This is a genomic window from Mycobacterium sp. NGS61 (assembly GCF_059812325.1).
In genome coordinates this window covers 277,698-297,480 of sequence record NZ_JCALCL010000004.1, presented here as the reverse complement: position 1 = coordinate 297,480, position 19,783 = coordinate 277,698, and the positions used below count along the sequence as shown (strand labels likewise).

18 protein-coding genes are annotated in these 19,783 nt (G+C 66.9%); 12 read left to right on the top strand and 6 right to left on the bottom strand.

The window, feature by feature from the left end:
• The first annotated feature begins 545 nt into the window (after positions 1-545).
• The 7 genes from AC5Y3Z_RS11475 (at position 546) to dinB (ending at position 4,938) form a co-directional block, all read left to right on the top strand.
• On the top strand, positions 546-944 hold the full coding sequence (locus AC5Y3Z_RS11475) for a transcriptional regulator (protein ID WP_463826220.1): 399 nt from the start codon (positions 546-548) through the stop codon (positions 942-944).
• Positions 945-1,044: 100 nt separating this feature from the next.
• Positions 1,045-1,701 (top strand): DUF6474 family protein, encoded by a 657-nt coding sequence (locus AC5Y3Z_RS11470; RefSeq protein ID WP_463826221.1) that lies wholly within the window; start codon positions 1,045-1,047, stop codon positions 1,699-1,701.
• Between the two features lie 5 nt (positions 1,702-1,706).
• A complete protein-coding gene (locus tag AC5Y3Z_RS11465) occupies positions 1,707-1,940 on the top strand; it encodes a hypothetical protein (protein ID WP_463826222.1) in 234 nt (77 codons plus the stop codon).
• Between the two features lie 82 nt (positions 1,941-2,022).
• Complete coding sequence (locus AC5Y3Z_RS11460) at positions 2,023-2,451, top strand: Rv3852 family protein (RefSeq protein ID WP_463826223.1); 429 nt, start codon at positions 2,023-2,025, stop codon at positions 2,449-2,451.
• A gap of 8 nt (positions 2,452-2,459) precedes the next feature.
• Positions 2,460-2,954: a ribonuclease E activity regulator RraA gene (gene rraA / locus AC5Y3Z_RS11455; RefSeq protein WP_463826224.1), complete on the top strand. Its 495-nt coding sequence runs from the start codon at positions 2,460-2,462 to the stop codon at positions 2,952-2,954.
• A gap of 82 nt (positions 2,955-3,036) precedes the next feature.
• Complete coding sequence (locus AC5Y3Z_RS11450) at positions 3,037-3,684, top strand: TetR/AcrR family transcriptional regulator (RefSeq protein ID WP_463826225.1); 648 nt, start codon at positions 3,037-3,039, stop codon at positions 3,682-3,684.
• Between the two features lie 54 nt (positions 3,685-3,738).
• Entirely contained in the window at positions 3,739-4,938 is a 1,200-nt protein-coding gene (gene dinB / locus AC5Y3Z_RS11445) for a DNA polymerase IV (protein ID WP_473138666.1), read from the top strand.
• A 246-nt stretch (positions 4,939-5,184) separates the two neighbouring features.
• Here dinB and AC5Y3Z_RS11440 read toward each other — a convergent pair whose 3' ends face one another.
• The 3 genes from AC5Y3Z_RS11440 to AC5Y3Z_RS11430 form a co-directional block, all read right to left on the bottom strand.
• Positions 5,185-5,313 (bottom strand): hypothetical protein, encoded by a 129-nt coding sequence (locus AC5Y3Z_RS11440; protein WP_463826227.1) that lies wholly within the window; start codon positions 5,311-5,313, stop codon positions 5,185-5,187.
• A gap of 109 nt (positions 5,314-5,422) precedes the next feature.
• Positions 5,423-6,427, bottom strand: coding sequence for a PHP domain-containing protein (locus tag AC5Y3Z_RS11435; RefSeq protein WP_473138667.1), 1,005 nt, complete (start codon positions 6,425-6,427; stop codon positions 5,423-5,425).
• On the bottom strand, positions 6,427-6,852 hold the full coding sequence (locus tag AC5Y3Z_RS11430; RefSeq protein ID WP_473138668.1) for a hypothetical protein: 426 nt from the start codon (positions 6,850-6,852) through the stop codon (positions 6,427-6,429). Before AC5Y3Z_RS11430 ends, AC5Y3Z_RS11435 begins: the two co-directional genes overlap by 1 nt.
• Before the next feature lie 39 nt (positions 6,853-6,891).
• Between AC5Y3Z_RS11430 and AC5Y3Z_RS11425 the strand changes: the two genes are divergently transcribed.
• On the top strand, positions 6,892-7,740 hold the full coding sequence (locus AC5Y3Z_RS11425) for an LLM class F420-dependent oxidoreductase (protein WP_473138669.1): 849 nt from the start codon (positions 6,892-6,894) through the stop codon (positions 7,738-7,740).
• Between the two features lie 333 nt (positions 7,741-8,073).
• Here the strand turns inward: AC5Y3Z_RS11425 and AC5Y3Z_RS11420 are convergent, their stop codons facing one another.
• On the bottom strand, positions 8,074-9,540 hold the full coding sequence (locus AC5Y3Z_RS11420) for a glutamate synthase subunit beta (protein WP_463826231.1): 1,467 nt from the start codon (positions 9,538-9,540) through the stop codon (positions 8,074-8,076).
• Positions 9,533-14,116 (bottom strand): glutamate synthase large subunit, encoded by a 4,584-nt coding sequence (gltB, locus tag AC5Y3Z_RS11415; protein ID WP_463826232.1) that lies wholly within the window; start codon positions 14,114-14,116, stop codon positions 9,533-9,535. The genes AC5Y3Z_RS11420 and gltB overlap by 8 nt, the downstream gene beginning before the upstream one ends.
• A 727-nt stretch (positions 14,117-14,843) precedes the next feature.
• Between gltB and AC5Y3Z_RS11410 the strand changes: the two genes are divergently transcribed.
• The gene (locus AC5Y3Z_RS11410) at positions 14,844-16,259 is read left to right on the top strand and encodes a MinD/ParA family ATP-binding protein (protein ID WP_499918388.1); all 1,416 of its coding nucleotides are present in this window, start codon (positions 14,844-14,846) and stop codon (positions 16,257-16,259) included.
• Between the two features lie 15 nt (positions 16,260-16,274).
• Here AC5Y3Z_RS11410 and AC5Y3Z_RS11405 read toward each other — a convergent pair whose 3' ends face one another.
• Positions 16,275-16,565: a WhiB family transcriptional regulator gene (locus AC5Y3Z_RS11405; RefSeq protein WP_463826234.1), complete on the bottom strand. Its 291-nt coding sequence runs from the start codon at positions 16,563-16,565 to the stop codon at positions 16,275-16,277.
• 515 nt (positions 16,566-17,080) lie between these two features.
• Here AC5Y3Z_RS11405 and AC5Y3Z_RS11400 point away from each other — a divergent pair.
• The 3 genes from AC5Y3Z_RS11400 (at position 17,081) to AC5Y3Z_RS11390 (ending at position 19,783) form a co-directional block, all read left to right on the top strand.
• Complete coding sequence (locus tag AC5Y3Z_RS11400) at positions 17,081-17,938, top strand: ESX-1 type VII secretion system transcriptional regulator EspM (protein ID WP_463826427.1); 858 nt, start codon at positions 17,081-17,083, stop codon at positions 17,936-17,938.
• A gap of 206 nt (positions 17,939-18,144) precedes the next feature.
• Positions 18,145-19,383 carry an EspA/EspE family type VII secretion system effector gene (locus AC5Y3Z_RS11395; RefSeq protein ID WP_463826235.1) on the top strand — a complete coding sequence of 413 codons (1,239 nt, stop codon included), beginning with the start codon at positions 18,145-18,147 and terminating at the stop codon, positions 19,381-19,383.
• Positions 19,384-19,474: 91 nt separating this feature from the next.
• Entirely contained in the window at positions 19,475-19,783 is a 309-nt protein-coding gene (locus tag AC5Y3Z_RS11390) for an ESX-1 secretion-associated protein (RefSeq protein ID WP_463826236.1), read from the top strand.

The following is a 19,783-nucleotide window of genomic DNA, read 5'->3' as shown; positions in this document are numbered from 1 at the left end:
TCGCGGGACCGCGGCGCAAACTCTGCGGCGCTGACCGCACCCGTCCCGGCGGTTCCCCGAACAGACGCGCACGCCGACCACCCGGGTCCGGTGCGTCGAGGCCCGGGCGCGGACCGCACCGGTGGTCTTGCCGCGGCGTCCCGCGGCCCTGCCAGCAGGTGTGTACCGGGCGCCCCACGCCCCTGCGCGGCACCGGGCAGCAAAGTGATCAGCCGAAACGTTCGCGCCGGCCGCTGGTTGCCCGAGATCGGCGGGGCGCGTCGCTGCAGGACTGATCGCGCTGTACTTCGCGCGCGCGCGGACGGCAGCGCTGCGCCCGTTCTGAGCGTGTATTCTGCGGATAACCTGTGAAATCCGGTCAATTCATGGACACCTGACCCAATCGTTTGGATGCTCGTCGGGGGTGTCCTGCATGGTCGCCCGGAGTGCTGGTTCCGAATACGCCCACGTTTGCACTTGGTTGTTGGCTGACAACGTCGCTACCATGATCAGCAAATACCTAGTGATAACCGATTGGTCCGATTGCCCCGGTGGAGGTCATATCGATGAGCACGACGTTCGCTGCCCGCCTGAACCGCCTGTTCGACACGGTGTATCCACCTGGCAGGGGGCCGCACACCTCCGCGGAGGTGATCGCCGCGCTCAAGGCGGAGGGCATCACGATGTCGGCTCCCTACCTCTCGCAGCTACGTTCCGGCAACCGCACGAACCCGTCGTCCGCGACCATGACAGCGCTGGCCAACTTCTTCCGCATCAAGCCGGCCTACTTCACCGACGACGACTACTACGAAAAGCTCGATAAGGAGTTGCAGTTCTACGCGTCGGTGCGGGACGACGGTGTTCGCCGTATCGCGATTCGCGCGCACGGCCTGCCGGTGGAGGCTCAACAAAAGGTGCTGGACCGGATCGAGGAGCTCCGCCGCGCCGAAGGCCTCGGCTCCTAGCTGACCTGGCGGACCGCCGGCAGCCTGCTCGGATTAGGGTTGGCCCAGAGCTCGCGCGCACACGCGATAGCCCACGAGAGATAGCGGGAGGCGGCCGGGAATGGGCCTGTTCGGCAAGCGAAAGAGCCGCGCGACACGTCGCGCCGAAGCCCGCGCCATCAAGGCCCGCGCCAAGCTGGAAGCCAGGTTGGCGGCCAAGAACGAAAGACGCCGCATCAAGACGGCCCAGAAGTCCGCTGACAAAGCGTTCAAGGCCCAACTGAAGGCCCAGAAGGACAGCGACCGGGCGGCGTTGAAGGTCGCCGAAACCGAGTTGAAGGCAGTGCGCGAAGGCAAGCTGTTGTCGCCCACCCGGATTCGCCGCACGTTGACGGTGTCTCGCCTACTGGCCCCGATATTAATGCCGCTGATCTACCGCGCGGCCGTCGCGGCCCGCGGGTTGATCGATCAGCGGCGTGCCGACCGGCTCGGGGTCCCGCTGGCGCAGATCGGGCAGTTCTCCGGCCACGGTGCCCGGTTGTCGGCGCGCATCGCGGGCGCCGAGCAATCGCTGCGCAGCGTGCAGGCTAAGAAGCCGAAAGACCCGGAGACCAAACAGTTCGTCGCGGCGATCAGTGAACGGCTCGCCGAATTGTCGTCGGCAGTCACCGCCGCAGAGCACATGCCGACGCAGCGGCGCCGCGCTGCGCACGCTGCCATCTCCTCGCAACTCGACGGCATCGAGTCCGACGTCCTGGCCCGTCTCGGGCTGGGCTGACACCGGTGGTGTCGATATTGTCGCGGCTGAGTCTGCTGTGCGCCGTGCTGGCGGCCATCGCGATGTTGACGGCCGGCGGTGCGGCGGCCCAGCCCGCTCTGACCACGGCCACCGCTACCGACCCGAGTTGGGTGTCCGCCCGTGACCCCGACGCCGACATGCCGATCTGGCCATTTGCGGCCGGGACGGTCGCGGCCGTCGGCGTCGCCGCCATCTGGGCGACGCGGCGCAGGCCGTAGCCGGTCCCGGCCCGGCTGGCATGATGGGACCCTGAGCGACCCCGTACGCGTACGCAACGAAATGCTGCAAAGGAGCGGCCGCATGGCAGATCCGCAGGACCGACCCGAGGGCGAAGCCGCCGCCACGCCACCGGCCAAGAAGCAGCCGGCCAAGAAGGCGCCCGCCAAGAAGGCACCGGCCAAGGCCACCAAGGCGCCCGCCAAGAAGGCGCCCGCCAAGAAAGCCCCGGTCAAGAAGGCGGCCGCCAAGAAGATCGCACCCGCGCCGGAACCGGTCGAGGCACCGGCGGCGCCGCCCGTGGACCTGCCGCAGCACGCCGAAACCAACGGACAGCTGGCCGCTGCGAAAGATGTTGCGGCGCAGGCAAAGTCGACTGTCGAGCGGGCCCGTAACCCGCTGCCCGCCGACGAGCCCGCACCGTCTTCGCTGCAGTCGCCCGTCCCGTATGCGGTGGCGCTCGCCCTGAGCCTGCTGGCGCTGTTGTTGGTCCGCCAATTGCGCCGCCGTTGACAGCGCCCGTGTCCTTTCAGCCGACGGCCGATCTGGTGGACGACATCGGTCCCGATGTGCGTAGCTGCGACCTGCAATTCCGCCAGTTCGGTGGCCGGACGCAGTTCGTCGGTCCGATCAGTACCGTGCGCTGCTTCCAGGACAACGCGCTGTTGAAGTCGGTGCTGTCGCAGCCGGGCGCGGGCGGGGTGCTGGTGGTCGACGGCGACGGTTCCCTGCATACCGCGCTGGTGGGTGATCTGATCGCGGAGCTGGCCCGATCCAACGGCTGGGCGGGGCTGATCGTCAACGGCGCAGTGCGCGATTCCGCCGCGCTACGCGGGATCGACATCGGCATCAAAGCGCTGGGCACCAACCCCCGCAAGAGCAGCAAGAACGGCACCGGTGAGCGCGATGTCGAGGTGACGTTGGGCGGGGTGACTTTCGCGCCAGGTCACCTGGCCTACAGCGACGACGACGGCATCGTCGTCGTCGCAGCAGGAGAACATCCGCTGCCGGGTTGAGGCCGTCGCCAGGTGTGCGGCCGGCCGGAATCCGCTGCGTCGACATGCTGTCGACTATCTCAACGCGGTGTAAGCTGCCCGCGTGGCGACCTTCTCCGGCACCAAGACTGCGCTCCCCCGCGGCCGGCGCGGTGCACGACCCTCGGGAGACGACCGCGAACTGGCCATCCTGACCACCGCCGAGGGACTGCTGAAGGGCAGGTCGCTGGCGGACATCTCTGTCGACGATCTGGCCAAAGGCGCCGGAATCTCCCGCCCGACGTTCTATTTCTACTTCCCGTCCAAAGAAGCTGTCCTGCTGACACTGCTGGACCGCGTGGTCAAGAAGGCCGATACCGCGCTGCAGGGACTCTCCGACAAGTTGGCCGAGGACGGGGACAACCGGTGGCGGACCGGCGTCGCCGTGTTCTTCGAGACGTTCGGTGCGCACAAAGCGGTGACGCGCGCCAGCATGGCCGCCCGCGACACCAGTCCTGAGATCCGGGAACTGTGGTCGACGTTCATGCAGAAGTGGATCACCTTCACCGCGCTGGGCATCGAGGCCGAACGCGATCGCGGAGCGGCGCCCCGAACTCTGCCCAGTGACCAACTGGCTACCGCGCTCAACCTGATGAACGAGCGGACATTGTTCGCGTCGTTCGCCGCCGAGGCGCCGTCGGTGCCGGAAGAGAATGTGCTGGACACGCTGGTCCACATCTGGGTCAGCAGTATCTACGGCGAGCGCCGGTAGCCCGGCTCCGCCGGCGCGCGGGCTCACCACCCTGTCGGTGCCCCGTGCGAACATATGTTCGTGCGGTGTGAGGCGTCCATCCTGCATGCGGACCTGGATTCGTTCTATGCGTCCGTCGAGCAGCGCGACGACCCGGCACTGCGGGGCCGCCCGGTGATCGTCGGGGGCGGCGTGGTGCTGGCCGCCAGCTATGAGGCCAAGGCCTACGGAGTGCGCACCGCGATGGGCGGGGCGCAAGCCCGGCGGCTGTGCCCACACGCCGTGGTGGTGCCGCCGCGGATGCGCGCCTACTCCCAGGCCAGCGACGACGTGTTCCGAGTGTTCGGCGATTGCAGCCCGATCGTGGAGCCGTTGTCGGTGGACGAGGCCTTCCTCGACGTCCACGGGCTCGGCCGGGTCAGTGGGACCCCGGTGCAGATCGCGGCGCGACTGCGCGCCGATGTGCGCGAGCGGGTGGGTCTGCCCATCACCGTCGGGATCGCGCGCACCAAATTCCTGGCCAAGGTGGCCAGTCAGGAAGCCAAACCGGACGGGCTGCTCCTGGTGGCACCCGATCAGGAGCTGGCCTTCCTGCATCCGCTGCCGGTGCGGCGACTGTGGGGTGTGGGCGCGGTGACCGCGGACAAGCTGCGCGCGCACGGCATCACCACGGTGGCCCAAGTGTCCGAGCTCAGCGAATCGATGCTCGGGTCCATGGTCGGGCACGCGATGGGCCGCCAGCTCTACGCGCTGTCCCGCAACATCGACCGCCGCCGGGTGAACACCGGGGTGCGGCGGCGATCGGTCGGCGCCCAACGCGCGCTGGGCCGCGCCGGTGCCACCATGTCACCCGCCGAGGTCGATGCTGTGGTGGTCAATCTGATCGACCGGATCACCGGCCGGATGCGCGCCGCCGGACGCACCGGACGCACGGTGGTGCTGCGACTGCGGTTCGACGACTTCGGTCGGGTGACACGGTCCCAGACCATGCCGTGGGCTACCGCCGCCACGCAGCCGATCCTGGCCACAGCGCGGCGACTCGTGACGGCAGCGGATCCGTTGATTGCCGAAAAGGGTTTGACGCTCATCGGTTTCGCCGTTTCGGGCATCGACCGCAACGGCACCGAACAGCTGGCCTTGCCCTTCGCCGGCCATTCTGTGTCAGTCGATGCCGCGGTGGACGAAGTCCACCGTCGCTACGGCAGGTCCGCACTCACCCGCGCGGTGCTGGTCGGCCGCGACCCTGGGCTGGAAATGCCGCACCTCCCGGATTGACGGCCGGGCGCCGGCGTTTGTATTCGTTCCGGCCATGTCACCCGTCGCCGGTAAGTTGCCAGGCATGCGCATTACTTCGATTCTTCAGGTCGGCGTGGTTCTCGCCGGCAGTGTCGCGGTGTGGTTCGCGGTCCCGGCTGCCCACGCCGACTGTCAGGACGGTGCGGTCACGCCGGCATCGGGCGGCACGTATTCGCTCTGCTCCGGGGGTCAATGGACGCATGTGGACCGGCAACTTTGCGTCGACTATCCACAGTCGCAGTATTGTCCGGCGGCGTCGCGCACCCCGTCGTCCACTCCGTCCTCGTCGACATCGGCCAGTCCGTCACCCGCCGCCACGCCACCCGCGGTTCCATTGCCGCCGACCGATGTCAATCTGCCTAATCCGCCGAATGCACCCGGAGTCGGTTGCACCTGGGTCAACGGTTACACGAAGAAGAACGGGACTCACGTGAACGGCTATTGGCGATGCTGAGGACCAGCTTCAGGACCTAGTCCACTCCAGTAATCGTTCCACTGGCCAGGTGTTGACGATGCGCTCGGCGTCGATACCGGCGTCCAAGGCCCGCTGCGCGCCGTAGCCGAGGAAGTCCAACTGGCCGGGTGCGTGCGCGTCGGTGTCGATGCTGAACACACAGCCCATGTCCCGGGCCAGCTCGAGCAGCCGCGTCGGTGGATCCCGCCGTTCGGGTCGCGAGTTGATCTCAACGGCGGTGCCGTGCTCGAGACAGGCAGTGAACACCTTCTCTGCGTCGAACTTCGATTCCGGCCGGATCCCGCGCCCGCCGGAGACCAGTCGCCCTGTGCAGTGGCCCAGTACGTCGGCGTGACCGTCGGACACGGCACGCACCATGCGCCGGGTCATCGCGCCGGCATCCATGGACAGCTTCGAGTGCACGCTGGCCACCACGATGTCCAGGCGGTCGAGCAATTCGGGCTCCTGGTCCAGGCTGCCGTCGTCAAGGATGTCGACCTCGATGCCGGTCAGGATTCGCATCGGCGCGAACCGGTCCCGCAGCTCGTCGATCACATCGAGCTGCTTACGCAACCGGTCCGGGGACAGCCCGTTGGCGATCGTCAGCCGCGGCGAATGATCGGTCAGCGCACAGTATTCGTGGCCCAGCGCCGCGGCGGCCGCCATCATCTCCTCGATCGGCGCGGAACCGTCCGACCAGTTCGAATGCAGATGCAGATCTCCCCGGAGCGCCGCACGTATCTCGCCACCGCCGAGATCCTCTGCGCTAGAACGCAATTCGACGAGTTGTTCGGGTACATCGCCGGCCCAGGCCTGCGCGATCACCTTGGCGGTTTTGGGCCCGATTCCCGGGATCGACTGCCAGCTGTTGTCCTGGCCGTGGCGCTCCAGCGTGGCCTCGTCGAGCTTCTCCAGAATGTCGGCGGCATTGCGGTAGGCCATGACCCGTCGGGAATCCTGACGGCTTCGGTCCTTGTAGTACGCGATCTCGCGCAGCGCGGCCACCGGGTCCATCAGAGCAGTTGCTTCACCACAAAGCCGGCGAGTACCACGGCGAAACCGCCCATCTCCCCGACGATCAGCAGGGTCATCGCCAATCGTGTACCCGGCACGGGCGGCTCGAACTGGTTCTCCGTGTCGCGTCGCGCGCCGTGCAGGATGTAGCTGGCTATGGCGGCCACGAAGAAGAACACCGCCACGCCGGTCGCGGCAAGGTTCACCCAGGCCGGCCACGCGCTGAGTTCGACGAACACCGCGAACAACAGCGTGGCGAAGCTGTACAGCAGCGCCGCGCGGTGCGCGATGTCGACGTACGGGTGCGCGCGGTGCTCTTCGGACACCATGACCTGCTGGTACTTCCACACTCCGAGGCCCAGTGCCAACAGGAAGATCAGGCCCGCCGCTAGCAGGGTGAGTGTGGTGTCGAGTCCGAGGGTCATCGTTCGGACGAGTCTAGTTGCCGGACTACCTTCGGACTCATGCGATTCGCCTTCAAGACCTCACCGCAGAACACCACCTGGTCGGACATGCTGGCTGTCTGGCAGGCCGCCGACGACATCGACGTCTTCGAGTCCGGCTGGACCTTCGACCACTTCTATCCGATCTTCTCCGACTCCACCGGTCCGTGCCTGGAAGGGTGGACCACGCTGACGGCGCTGGCCCAGGCCACCACGCGGCTACGGCTGGGCACCCTGGTCACCGGTATCCACTACCGCCACCCCGCGGTGCTGGCCAACATGGCCGCCACTCTCGACGTCATCTCCGGTGGGCGGCTCGAGTTGGGTATCGGCGCCGGCTGGAACGAAGAGGAGTCGGGCGCGTACGGGATCGAACTGGGCGGTCTCAAAGAGCGTTTCGACCGGTTCGAGGAGGCCTGCCAGGTGCTGGTCAGCCTGCTCAGTCAGGAGACGACCACCTTCGACGGCAAGTTCTACCAACTCAGGGACGCCCGCAACGAGCCGAAGGGACCGCAGCGGCCGCACCCGCCGATCGCCATCGGGGGCAGCGGAGAGAAGCGGACCCTGCCGATCACTGCGCGCTATGCGCAGCACTGGAACTTCGCCGGCGGCACCGCCGAGGAGTTCGCCCGCAAACGCGACGTGCTGCATGCGCGCTGTGCCGACATCGGACGGGACCCGACAGAAATCACGCTCTCGGCGCACCTGGGATTGGGGTCCGACCGCGACTACCACCAGGTGATCGAGACGGCGGCCGCGCTGGGTGCCGAGGGGTTGGATCTCGGCATCGTCTACATCGCTCCGCCGCACGACCCCGCCGTGATCGAGCCGCTCGCCCAAGCTATCCGGGAGTCCGGGCTGCTGAGCTGAGCAAACACTCGGCGGCTAGACAGCGAAGCGCAGCAGGTCCTCGGTAGTCACCAGCCGCTCACTGCGCGCCGGAAACTCGCGGCTCTTGACGGGGTGGCGAAACAGCGACCACGCGATTCGACCCATCTTTGACCTGGGAACTGGGTTCATGTGCACGATAACTACTCCTGCGATCGGGTTAACGCGATAGGGGCTCAAGGCGACCCGAAATGTGCCTTATGTATTGGGACTGTGTGATGCGGCCCACAGTCAGTTATTAGACACCTGAGGCTCTGGCAAACGCCGGAAGGCACGCCGACGATTTATCAAATGTTTCAGATGTGACTGGTGTGGTTAGCGCAGTGGCGCAGCGGTCGGCTTGATGGGCGCCGGCAGGGCGGTGGATCCCATCAGGAAACGGTCCACCCCGGCCGCTGCGGCACGACCCTCGGCGATCGCCCAGACGATCAGGGACTGACCCCTGCCCATGTCGCCGGCCACGAACACACCCGGCACCGAAGTGTCGAAATCGTCGCCGCGGGCAACGTTGCCACGCTCGGTGAGCTTGACCCCGAGGTCGGTCAGCAACCCCGGCTGCTCGGGGCCGACGAAACCCATCGCCAGCAACACCAGGTCCGCTTCGAGCACGAAGTCGGAGTCCTCGACCTTGACGAACTTGCCGTCCTGCATCGTCACCTCGTGCACCTTGAGCGCGGTGACGTGCCCGTCCTTGCCGATGAACTCTTCGGTGTTGACCGAGAACACCCGTTCGCCGCCCTCTTCATGGGCTGAGGCGATCCGGTACATCAACGGATAGGTGGGCCAGGGCGTCGACTCGGCGCGGGTCTCCGGCGGACGCGGCATGATCTCGAACTGGTGGATGCTGGCCGCGCCCTGACGGTGGGCGGTGCCCAGACAGTCGGCACCGGTGTCGCCGCCGCCGATGATCACCACCTTCTTGCCCTTGGCGGTGATCGGCGGCTCGCCGTCGGGGCCTAGTACGTCGTCCCCCTCCTGGACCCGATTGCCCCACGGCAGATACTCCATCGCCTGGTGGATGCCGTCCAGGTCCCGGCCCGGCACCGGCAGGTCGCGCCAGGCGGTGGCGCCCCCGGCCAGCACGACCGCATCGAAATCGGCCAGCAACTGCTCGGCGGTGAGGTCCTCCCCGACGTTCACGCCGGCCTTGAACTCGGTGCCCTCGGCCGCCATCTGCTCCAGCCGCCGGTCCAGCACACGCTTTTCCATCTTGAACTCGGGGATGCCGTAACGCAGCAACCCGCCGATCCGGTCCTCCCGCTCGAACACCGTGACATGATGCCCGGCCCGCGTCAGCTGCTGAGCCGCCGCCAAACCGGCGGGGCCCGAACCCACCACCGCAACGGTTTTGCCGGTATCGCAGTGCGGCAGCAGCGGTTTCACCCAGCCCTCGTCGAAGGCCCGGTCGATGATCTCCAGCTCGATCTGCTTGATCGTCACCGGCTCCTGATTGATGCCGAGCACGCACGCCGGTTCGCATGGCGCCGGGCACAGCCGACCGGTGAAGTCGGGGAAGTTGTTCGTCGCGTGCAGGCGCTCGATGGCATCGCGGAAGTGGCCCCGTCGTACCAGGTCGTTCCATTCCGGGATCAGGTTGCCCAACGGACAACCGTGGTGACAGAACGGAATTCCGCAGTCCATGCAGCGAGTCGCCTGATGCCGCAAGGTGTCGACGTCGAACTCCTCGTACACCTCGTGCCAGTCCTTCAACCGCAACGGGACCGGCCGCCGCTTGGGCAGCTCGCGGTGCGTGTACTTCAGGAAGCCGGTCGGGTCAGCCATGAGCCGCCGCCATGATCGCCTTGTCCACGTCCACACCGTCGCGTTCTGCTTCGGCGATCGCCGACAGCACCTTCTTGTAGTCCCGCGGCATCACCTTCACGAAGTGGCGCTGCTGGCCCCGCCAGTCAGCCAGAATGCGTTGGCCCACAGCGGAATCGGTGGCATCGACGTGCGCCTCGATGATGCCCTTCACGAACTCGGCGTCCTCGTCGTCCAGTGTTTCCGGGTCCACCATCTCGATGTTCAAGTTGTTCGGCAATTCCTCGTCGGGATCGTAGACATAGGCCACACCACCGGACATGCCGGCGGCGAAGTTGCGGCCGGTACGGCCCAGGATGACCACCCGCCCACCGGTCATGTATTCGCAGCCGTGGTCGCCCACACCCTCCACCACGGCGTGCGCACCGGAGTTGCGGACAGCGAACCGCTCGCCGACCACACCGCGCAGGTAGACCTCGCCGCTGGTGGCACCGAACAGAATCACGTTGCCCCCGATGATGTTGTCCTCGGCCACATAGCCCTCGGGCGCGTTGTCCGACGGCCGCACCACGATCCGGCCGCCGGAAAGTCCCTTGCCCACGTAGTCGTTGGCGTCACCGTAGATGCGCAACGTGATGCCCCTGGGCACGAACGCGCCGAAGCTGTTGCCGGCGGACCCTTCGAAGGTGATGTCGATGGTGCCGTCCGGTAACCCTTGGCCGCCATAGGCTTTGGTCACCTCGTGGCCGAGCATGGTACCCACCGTGCGGTTCACGTTGCTGATGTTGGTGGAGAACCGGACCGGCTTCTGCGAATCCAGCGCCTCGCGGCTCATCACGATCAACTGCTGGTCCAGCGCCTTGTCCAGGCCGTGGTCCTGGCGCGAACTGCAATACAGATCCTGATTCATGAACGCCGACTCGGGCTCGTGCAGCACCGGGGTCAGGTCCAGTCGGTGCGCCTTCCACAGCGCGCGCGCCAGGGTGGTGTCCAACGCCCCGGCCTGACCGACGGCCTCGTTGATGGTGCGGAAACCCAACTGAGCCATGTACTCCCGCACTTCTTCGGCGATGAACATGAAGAAGTTCTCCACGAATTCCGGCTTCCCGGCGAACCGCTCCCGCAGCAGCGGGTTCTGGGTGGCCACCCCCACCGGGCAGGTGTCCAGATGGCAGACACGCATCATGATGCAGCCCGCCACCACCAAAGGCGCTGTGGCGAAGCCGAACTCCTCGGCGCCGAGGAGCGTCGCGATCATCACGTCGCGTCCGGTCTTGAGCTGGCCGTCCACCTGGACCACGATGCGGTCACGTAAACCGTTGAGCAGCAGGGTCTGCTGAGTTTCGGCCAGACCCAACTCCCACGGGGCACCCGCATGCTTCATCGACGTCAGCGGGGTCGCGCCGGTACCGCCGTCGTGCCCCGAGATCAGCACCACATCGGCGTGCGCCTTGGAGACTCCGGCCGCAACGGTGCCGACGCCGTTCTCGGACACCAGCTTGACGTGCACGCGCGCCGACGGGTTGGCGTTCTTCAGGTCGTGGATCAACTGTGCGAGATCCTCGATCGAATAGATGTCGTGGTGCGGTGGCGGCGAGATCAAGCCGACGCCGGGTGTGGAGTGCCTTACCGACGCGACCCACGGATACACCTTGTGCCCCGGAAGTTGGCCGCCCTCACCGGGTTTGGCGCCCTGAGCCATCTTGATCTGGATGTCGGTGCAGTTGGTCAGGTAGTGCGAGGTGACGCCGAACCGCCCGGAGGCGACCTGCTTGATCGCGCTGCGTCGCCAATCCCCGTTGGCGTCGGGGTCAAAGCGCTTGACGTCCTCACCGCCTTCGCCGCTGTTGGACCGGGCACCCAACCGGTTCATCGCGATGGCCAGCGTCTCGTGCGCCTCGGCGGAGATCGAGCCATAGCTCATGGCCCCGGTCGAGAAGCGCTTGACGATCTCACTGGCCGGTTCCACCTCCTCGATCGGTATCGAAGGACGCACGCCCGCACGGAATTTGAGCAGCCCGCGCAGCGATGCCATCCGCTCGCTCTGGTTGTCGACCAGCCGGGTGTACTCCTTGAAGATCGAATACTGGCCGGTGCGAGTGGAGTGCTGCAGCTTGAAGACGGTCTCCGGGTTGAACAGGTGGTACTCGCCCTCGCGGCGCCACTGGTACTCCCCGCCCACCTCGAGTTCGCGGTGCGCACGCTCGTCGGGGCGGTCCAGATAGGCCAGCGCGTGCCGGGTCGCGACATCGGCGGCGATGTCGTCCAGCGTGACACCGCCGGTCGGACAGGCCATACCGGTGAAGTACTCGTCGAGCACATCCTCGGAGACGCCGACCGCCTGGAACAGTTGCGCACCCGTGTAGGACGCCAGCGTCGAAATGCCCATCTTGGACATCACTTTGAGCACGCCCTTGCCGGCGGCCTTCACGTAGTTGTTCAGCGCCTTATTGCGTTCGATGCCCTCGATGACGCCGCGGTCGATCATGTCCTCGATCGACTCGAACACCAGATACGGGTTGATCGCCGCAGCCCCGCACCCGATCAGCAGCGCCATGTGGTGCACCTCGCGGGCGTCACCGGATTCCACGACGAGACCCACATGCGTACGGGTCCGGTCCCGCACCAGGTGGTGGTGCACGCCCGACACCGCGAGCAACGACGGAATCGGCGCCATCGCCTCGTCGGAGTTGCGGTCGGACAAGATGATCACGCGTGCCCCGTCGGCGATGGCCGCCGACGCCTGCGCCCGCACCTCGTCCAGCGCGGCGGCCAACCCGGCGCCCCCTTCGGCGACCGGGTACAGACAGCGAATCACTGTGGACCGCATGCCATGTGGCCGCCCGTTGACTTCGTCCTCCGGGTTCAGATTGATCAGCCGGGCCAGCTCGTAATTGCGCAGGATCGGCTGCGGCAGCGCGATCTGGCGACAGGAGTTCTCGTCCGGCGTGAGCAGGTCGCGCTCTCCGCCGGTGGTGCCCTGCAGACTGGTGACGACCTCTTCCCGGATCGCGTCCAGGGGCGGGTTGGTCACCTGGGCGAATAGTTGGTGGAAATAGTCGTAGAGCATCTTCGGACGCTTGGACAGCACCGCGATCGGCGTATCGGTACCCATGGAGCCCAGGGGCTCGGCGCCGGTGCGGGCCATCGGCGCCACCAGCAGGTTGAGTTCCTCATAGGTGTAGCCGAAGGCCTGCTGCCGCATGACGAGACGGTGATGCGGCATGCGCACGTATTTGTTGGCCGGCAACTTGTCGAGCGGAACCAGACCTTTGTCCAACCACTCCTGATAAGGGTGCTCGGCGGCCAGCTGGGCCTTGATCTCCTCGTCGGCCACGATCCGGCCCTGGGTGGTGTCCACCAGGAACATCCGGCCCGGCTGCAGCCGCATCCGCTTGACCACCTTGGACGGGTCGACGTCCAGCACACCGGCCTCTGAGGCCATCACGACCAGGCCGTCGTCGGTGACCCAGATTCGCGACGGGCGCAGACCGTTTCGGTCCAGCACGGCGCCGACGATGGTGCCGTCGGTGAACGTGATCGACGCCGGGCCGTCCCACGGCTCCATCAACGAGGCGTGGTACTCGTAGAACGCCCGCCGGGCGGGATCCATCGACTCGTTGCGTTCCCAGGCCTCGGGAATCATCATCAACACGGCGTGCGGCAGCGACCGGCCGCCCAGGTGCAACAGCTCGACCACCTCGTCGAAGCGCGCGGTGTCGGACGCCCCGGGGGTGCAGATCGGGAACAGCTTCTCCACGTCGTCTTCCGAACCGAAGACGTCGGTCTTGATCAGCGCCTCTCTGGCCCGCATCCAGTTTTCGTTGCCGGTGACGGTGTTGATCTCTCCGTTGTGCGCCACCCGCCGGAATGGGTGCGCCAACGGCCACGACGGGAACGTGTTGGTGGAGAACCGGGAGTGCACGATGCCCAGTGCGCTGGTCACCCGGTTGTCCTGCAGGTCGAGATAGAAGGCCTTGAGCTGCGGGGTGGTCAACATGCCCTTGTAGACCAGCGTCTGGCCGGACAGGCTCGGGAAATACACCGTCTCCCGGCCCGGTCCGTCCTGGCCGGGGCCCTTGGTGCCGAGTTCGTGTTCGGCCCGCTTGCGGACGATGTAGGCGCGACGTTCGAGCGTCATGCCCGAGGCGCCGGCCATGAAAACCTGGCGGAAGGTGGGCATCGCATCGCGTGACAGCGCGCCCAGCGACGAGTCGTCGGTGGGCACGTTGCGCCAGCCGAGCACCTGCAGACCCTCGGATTCGGCGATCTTCTCGACCGCCGCGCAGGCGGTGGCGGCGTCCTTGGCCGACTGCGGCAAAAACGCGATGCCGGTGGCATAGCTGCCCGCCTCCGGCAGTTCGAAGTCCACCATGTCCCGCAGGAACGCATCGGGCACCTGGATCATGATCCCCGCGCCGTCACCGCTGCGCGGTTCGGCGCCGGCGGCACCGCGGTGTTCGAGGTTGAGCAGCGCGGTGATGGCCTTGTCCACGATGTCGCGGCTGCGCCGGCCGTGCATGTCCACGACCATGGCGACCCCGCACGAATCGTGTTCGTATGCGGGGTTGTAAAGCCCGACGCGCCTGGGCGTCATACCCACCTAACCCTTCAGCAGACTTTCTGCACCGCCGCTTTGCGGATCGACTTTTCCTGATCGAGGAGCCGCACCCGGAGGTTGCGGGCTAAGCCCCTGCGCTCTGGTCGATAGGCTGTCCGCCTAGCGGAGATAATCCGGTCAGGACTTCGTCCGTGCAGCGCTGAACGGTCGTCCTGTACCTGGTCTCGACAAGTCTTAAAACGATAGGACAAAAACCGCCTGACATGCCAACTTACCCATACTAACTTGCCTGCTCGCAGGGCCGTAAATTCGCCGTTACCAGCATTTGACAGCCGTGCGACGTCCGGTGTCGATGGTGGACCGCTCCGGCGGCCGGCCCGGTCGCCCGTCCCGGTTTGCTGAGTGCGCGGGTTGGGCTGCCGATCCGTCGTCGTCGGCTGCCGGACCAACAGTCACACCGGCAACACCGTAGCCGAAAAGGCGTGGCAGCCAAGTCGGCCGAATCGAGATCGGCCGCGTTCGCGCCGGGCGGGAGCGGTCAACCCGTCGGGTAGGCGAGTTTGCGCAGATCTGGTTGTTGCCCACGAGCGGCCGGGTTGCGTCCCGGTGTGGGAGTCACCCGGTTCAGCCCGAGCTGCGGGTGGTCGATACTGGGGTGAAGCGTCCGGCGCCGGCCGATCGGACCGTGGGGTTCATCACGCGGGAATCGGAAATGGCCAGGCACCGGCGTGCCGATCCGCCGCCGTCGCACCCCGAGGAGCCCATGAACGAGCCCCAGGAATTCCTGCGCAACCGCGTGCGGCCCGACCAGCCGGTGCCTGCGCGTCCGCCCGAGGCACCGCCCGCCTCCCCGCGTCCGGCGCCGACCACGGGTTTCCGGCCGCCGGTCCCGCCCCGTCCGCCGCACCCCGCCCCCAGCCCGCCGGCAGCGACCGAGACCCCACGAGCGACATTCGCCCCGCCGCCGCCGGCCGAAGACGCCACCCCACCTGCTGCAGTGCCCGAGCCCGCGCCGCGCGCCGTGCCGCCCCCGCCCCCGCCCCCGCCAGCCATGCCCGCCGCGCCGCCCGGCCCGGTGCAGCACCGACCGCCCCCGGCACCGCATCCGACGCCGAGCCCGCACCGAAGCCCAGCGCCGCCGCAGCGCCGTGACGTTCCTCCGCCGATCTCCTGGCCGGGTACCGGGGCGGCGCCGGCGCGCCGATCCCAGCCCGCACACCGCGGCTGGCGGCGCGTGGTGCAGGTGGCCACCTTCGGGCTCGTTGACCCCGGCCCATCGGCCGCGCAACGCAGCGCCGCGCAATTCGAGGCGGCCATCCGAGTCGCGCTGCACGGCAACCACAAGGTCGGCGTCCTGGGCAAGGGTGGTGTCGGGAAGACCTCTGTCGCCGCCAGCGTGGGCTCGATCCTGGCCGAGCTACGCCAGCAGGACCGCGTGGTCGCGATCGACGCCGACACCGCGTTCGGCCGACTGAGCAGCCGCATCGATCCGCGTACCACCGGCTCGTTCTGGGAGTTTACCGCCGACAAGAACCTGCAGACCTTCGCCGACGTGACGTCGCGGGTGGGCCGCAATGCCGCCGGCCTCTATGTGCTGGGCGGTGAGCCGGCGGCGGGTCCCCGCCGGGTGCTGGATCCGGCCGTGTACCGCGAGGCTGCGCTACGGCTGGACCGCCACTTCGCGATCTCGGTCATCGACTGCGGCTCCACCATGGATGCTGCCGTCACGCGGGAAGTGTTGCGCGACTTGGACGCGCTGATCGTAGTTTCCTCGCCGTGGGCGGACGGCGCCGCCGCTGCGGCCAAGACGGTCGAGTGGTTGGCCGACCATGACCTTCGGGATCTGCTGCAACGCAGCGTGGTCGTGCTCAACGACTCCGACGGCCACGCCGACAAACGCACCCGGTCATTGTTGGCTCGCGAGTTCGTCGACCACGGCCAGCCGGTGGTCGAGGTTCCCTTCGATCCCCACCTGCGACCCGGTGGCGTCATCGACGTCACCGAACAGCTGGCGGCGGCGACGCGCCTGAAGTTTCTCCAGGTCGCGGCGATGATCACGGGCTATTTCGGATCGCGGAACCCGGCCGCGCCGACGGATCGCTTTCGTGACCAGCCGGTCCCGAATCGTCAGCCCGATCCGGCGAACGTCAGCACCCCCCCGGGCCGGCAGGACCGCTGACCAGCATTCGTCGCATCACGCCGACTGGGCGGCGATCCGCTCCCGGACCGGGAAACCGTTGCGCTCGGCCAGCGACCGCAGTTGGTTGAGCGCGAACGTCCGCGCCCGGCCGGAGTCCGGGATCACCACGCCGGCCCAAAGGCCTTCCGCGCCAGGCAATTCCACCGCTTCCTTGGCACACAGCCACCGGCGCGGGCACGCCCGGCACAGGGTCTTGGCCTCGGCGTCGGGCGTCGTGGTCCAACGGTCGGGGTCTTGGGTGCACACGCCCAGCTGCGGGACCGAAGAGAGAGTCGTTGCGGTCATGTCTTTACGTTCCTCCATAAAGCGTTGCAGGTTGTGCCCCTCTGCCGCAGAACGGTATAGCAATAACCGTCGCAGTGCAACAGTTTGTTTATGACCATGCTGAGGACGGCGCTACGTTTTGCGGAGGCAGCCCTCGCCTACTCGACGAAACCTGGTATCACCAGGGGTTTTTTCCTGCCAATTTGCTGTGGGTTTGCTCGTGAACGGCTGGTCCCGGCGACCACCGCCAAAGAAGTGCGCACCGACATGTGTGCTTGGCGTTAGGCTTAACCGTAGCGGTAGACCGGTTATAGCGGGATGCGCCGCACCATCTGACCGCTGAGAAGAGCGTAGCGAAGGTATAGCAATGAAAGGGTGCAACGGTTACGATGTTGGCTAGCGGAGGGTGCGTGCGGCCGGCCGCTCTGGAATCCACGAGCGAGGACTCTCCGCAGATGCCTGACACCGAGTCGACCGTCGGTCCAGCTGCGCTGGCCGCGCTCAAGCTCGACGCCGCGCGACCCGCCAGGATCAATATGCGCACCGTGTCCCACATCCGGTTCGGCCAACTCACTGGAGGCAAGGCGTTGACGTTCGAAGCCGTCAGGCCGTCCAATTCGCCTGAAGAGCACGCTCGGGACCGTCCGGCAGGACACGAGCCGGTCGACCAGTCCCCCGAAGTCGATCCCGGGCTGGCCCGGGCCGGCGCCGCCGCGGCGGCGCGTCGGCGCGAGCTCGACATCAGTCAGCGCAGCCTCGCCGCCGACGGCATCATCAACGCGGGTGCGTTGATCGCCTTCGAGAAGGGCCGTAGCTGGCCCCGCGACCGGACTCGCGCCAAGCTCGAAGAGGTGCTGCAGTGGCCGGCCGGGACGATCGAGCGCATCCGTGACGGCGAGGCGGTCGCCACCCAACCCGCGCCGGCCCCGCCGGTGCCGCCACCACCCCCGCCGACGGCCGACGGCCCGGCATCGCTGATCGCCCAGGCGGTGGCCGCCGCCGTGGACACCTGCAGTTTGGCGATCGCCGCATTGCCCGCGCCGGAGGATCCCGAATTCACCGAGCGCGCAGCGCCCATTCTGGCCGATTTGCGCCAGCTCGAGGGAATCGCCGTTCAGGCCACGCGGATCAGTCGGATAACGCCGGAACTCATCAAGGCCATGGGCGCCGTGCGTCGCTATCACGACGAATTGATGACCTTGGGTGCCACGGCTCCCGGCGCCACGCTCGCGCAGCGGTTATATGCCGCGCGCCGGCGTGCAAATCTTTCCGCCCATGAAACGGCCCTCGCAGCCGGAGTCAGCGAAGAAACGATCGTTCGTGCCGAGGCGGAGGAAGTGTTGCCGCCGGACGCCGCCGCTGCGATCGAAGCACTTATCAGCCAGATCAATTGAAATGAGCGGGATGGTACGGGGAACGTCGTTGTTGCCCCGGTACTCCGTGGTGCGCGGGTACCTGCCGTGCCCGCGAAACATCCACTCCCACCAGAAAATTCGTGCATTGAGCTCGGTCGCAGCGCTGTTAAGCTCGACACACGATGCGAAAGTGCATAACGAAAATCGTCCGTGCACGCCAACAGCCAACGTAAGGAACCACGCAAATGTCGGGTAGCGCGATTTGCAAGACCACCAGCAACTTCATTTACACGCAGTTGTTTCTGCTGGGCGACGGCATTCCCGACCCGGGCGACGTTTTCAACGCCGGCTCCTCACTGTTCAAAGGCGTGGCCGACAAGATCGGCCTCGCCATTCCGGGCACCAACTGGATCGGCCAGGCCGCCGATGCCTATTTGAACCAGAACACCGCGCAACAACTGCGTGCCAAGCTGATGGGTGAAATCGACGATTTGACCGGCAACCTGATCTCGAATCAGGCCGAACACGTCGAAAGCACGCGCAAGGTGCTACGCGCGATGAAGAGCATGGTCGACGGCGTGTACAAGGCCTGCAAATGGTGTGAAGACAACCTCTGGATCGTCGGCGACGCCCTTTCGGTGGCGATGGCGATCCCGGCCTGCGCACTGGCGATGACGGTTGTCGGCGGCGCCCTGCTCTACCTGACGATCATGACCGCCATGAACGCGTTCAACATGATCGGACTCGGCGGCCGGCTGCTCGACATCTTGACGAACCTGCCCAAGCTGGCCGGGCTGATTCCCGACATCATCGGCGGCATCATCGACACCATCTGGCCGCCGAAACTGCCCGACCTCCCGATCCCCGGCCTGCCCAACATCCCGGGCCTGCCCGAGTTCACCTGGCCGCCGCAGGTCGGTGTCCCGGACTTCAACCTGCCGATCCCGGGGCTGCCCGAATTCCAGTGGCCGTCCATCCCCGGCCTGCCCGACTTCGGCGGCGTCATCCCCGACCTCGGCGGCCTCATCCCCGGCTTCCCCAACCTGCCCGGCCTGCCCAGCATCCCCGACGTGTTCCCCGGCCTGCCCGGGCTGGGCGACCTCTTCCCGGGCGTGGGCAACTTGGGCAAACTGCCCACCTGGACCGAACTGGCCGCGCTGCCGGACTTTTTGGGCGGCTTCGCCGGCCTGCCCGTGCTGAGCTTCGGAAACCTGCTCAGCTTCGCCCAACTGCCGGGCGTCGGGCAGATCAGCTCGACCATGGGCCAGCTCCAGCAACTCATGGCTGCCGGCGGCGGCCCGGGTCAGATGGGCAACATGGCCAGTCAACAGGCGCAGATGATCTCCTCGCAGGCCCAGCAAGGGGGCCAGCAGGACGACCGGGACGACCAGGGTGCGGGCGCGGCGGCCGGGGTTGCCGGCGGCGAGCGTGCGCCCGTCGATGTGGGAACCGGCGGCCAGAGCCAGTCGGGCACCGTCCTGTAAGTCCAAGCAGTCGGCCTCAACTCGGCCAAACCCCTAACAAGCCAATGCCATAGCGAGTAAAAAAGTTAAACGTAGAGGAAGGTTCTGCCCCATGTCAGTTCTCGAAGTCGTACCTTCGTTCCTGAAGGTGCTCTCCGGCATGCAGACCGAAATCGCCGGACAATTCGGCACCGCCACCAATTCGGTCACCGGGATCAGCGGACGCGTCTCGATGACCCACGGTTCGTTCACGTCGAAATTCAACAACGCGTTGCGTGACCTGGAAACCAGCCGCAGCAACACCGGTAAGGGTGTGCAGGGCGTCAGCACCGGGCTGGCCACCAACCTGATCTCGGCTGCGACCGCCTACCTCAATTCCGACCAGGGGCTGGCCGGCGTCATCGACAAGATCTTCGGCTGA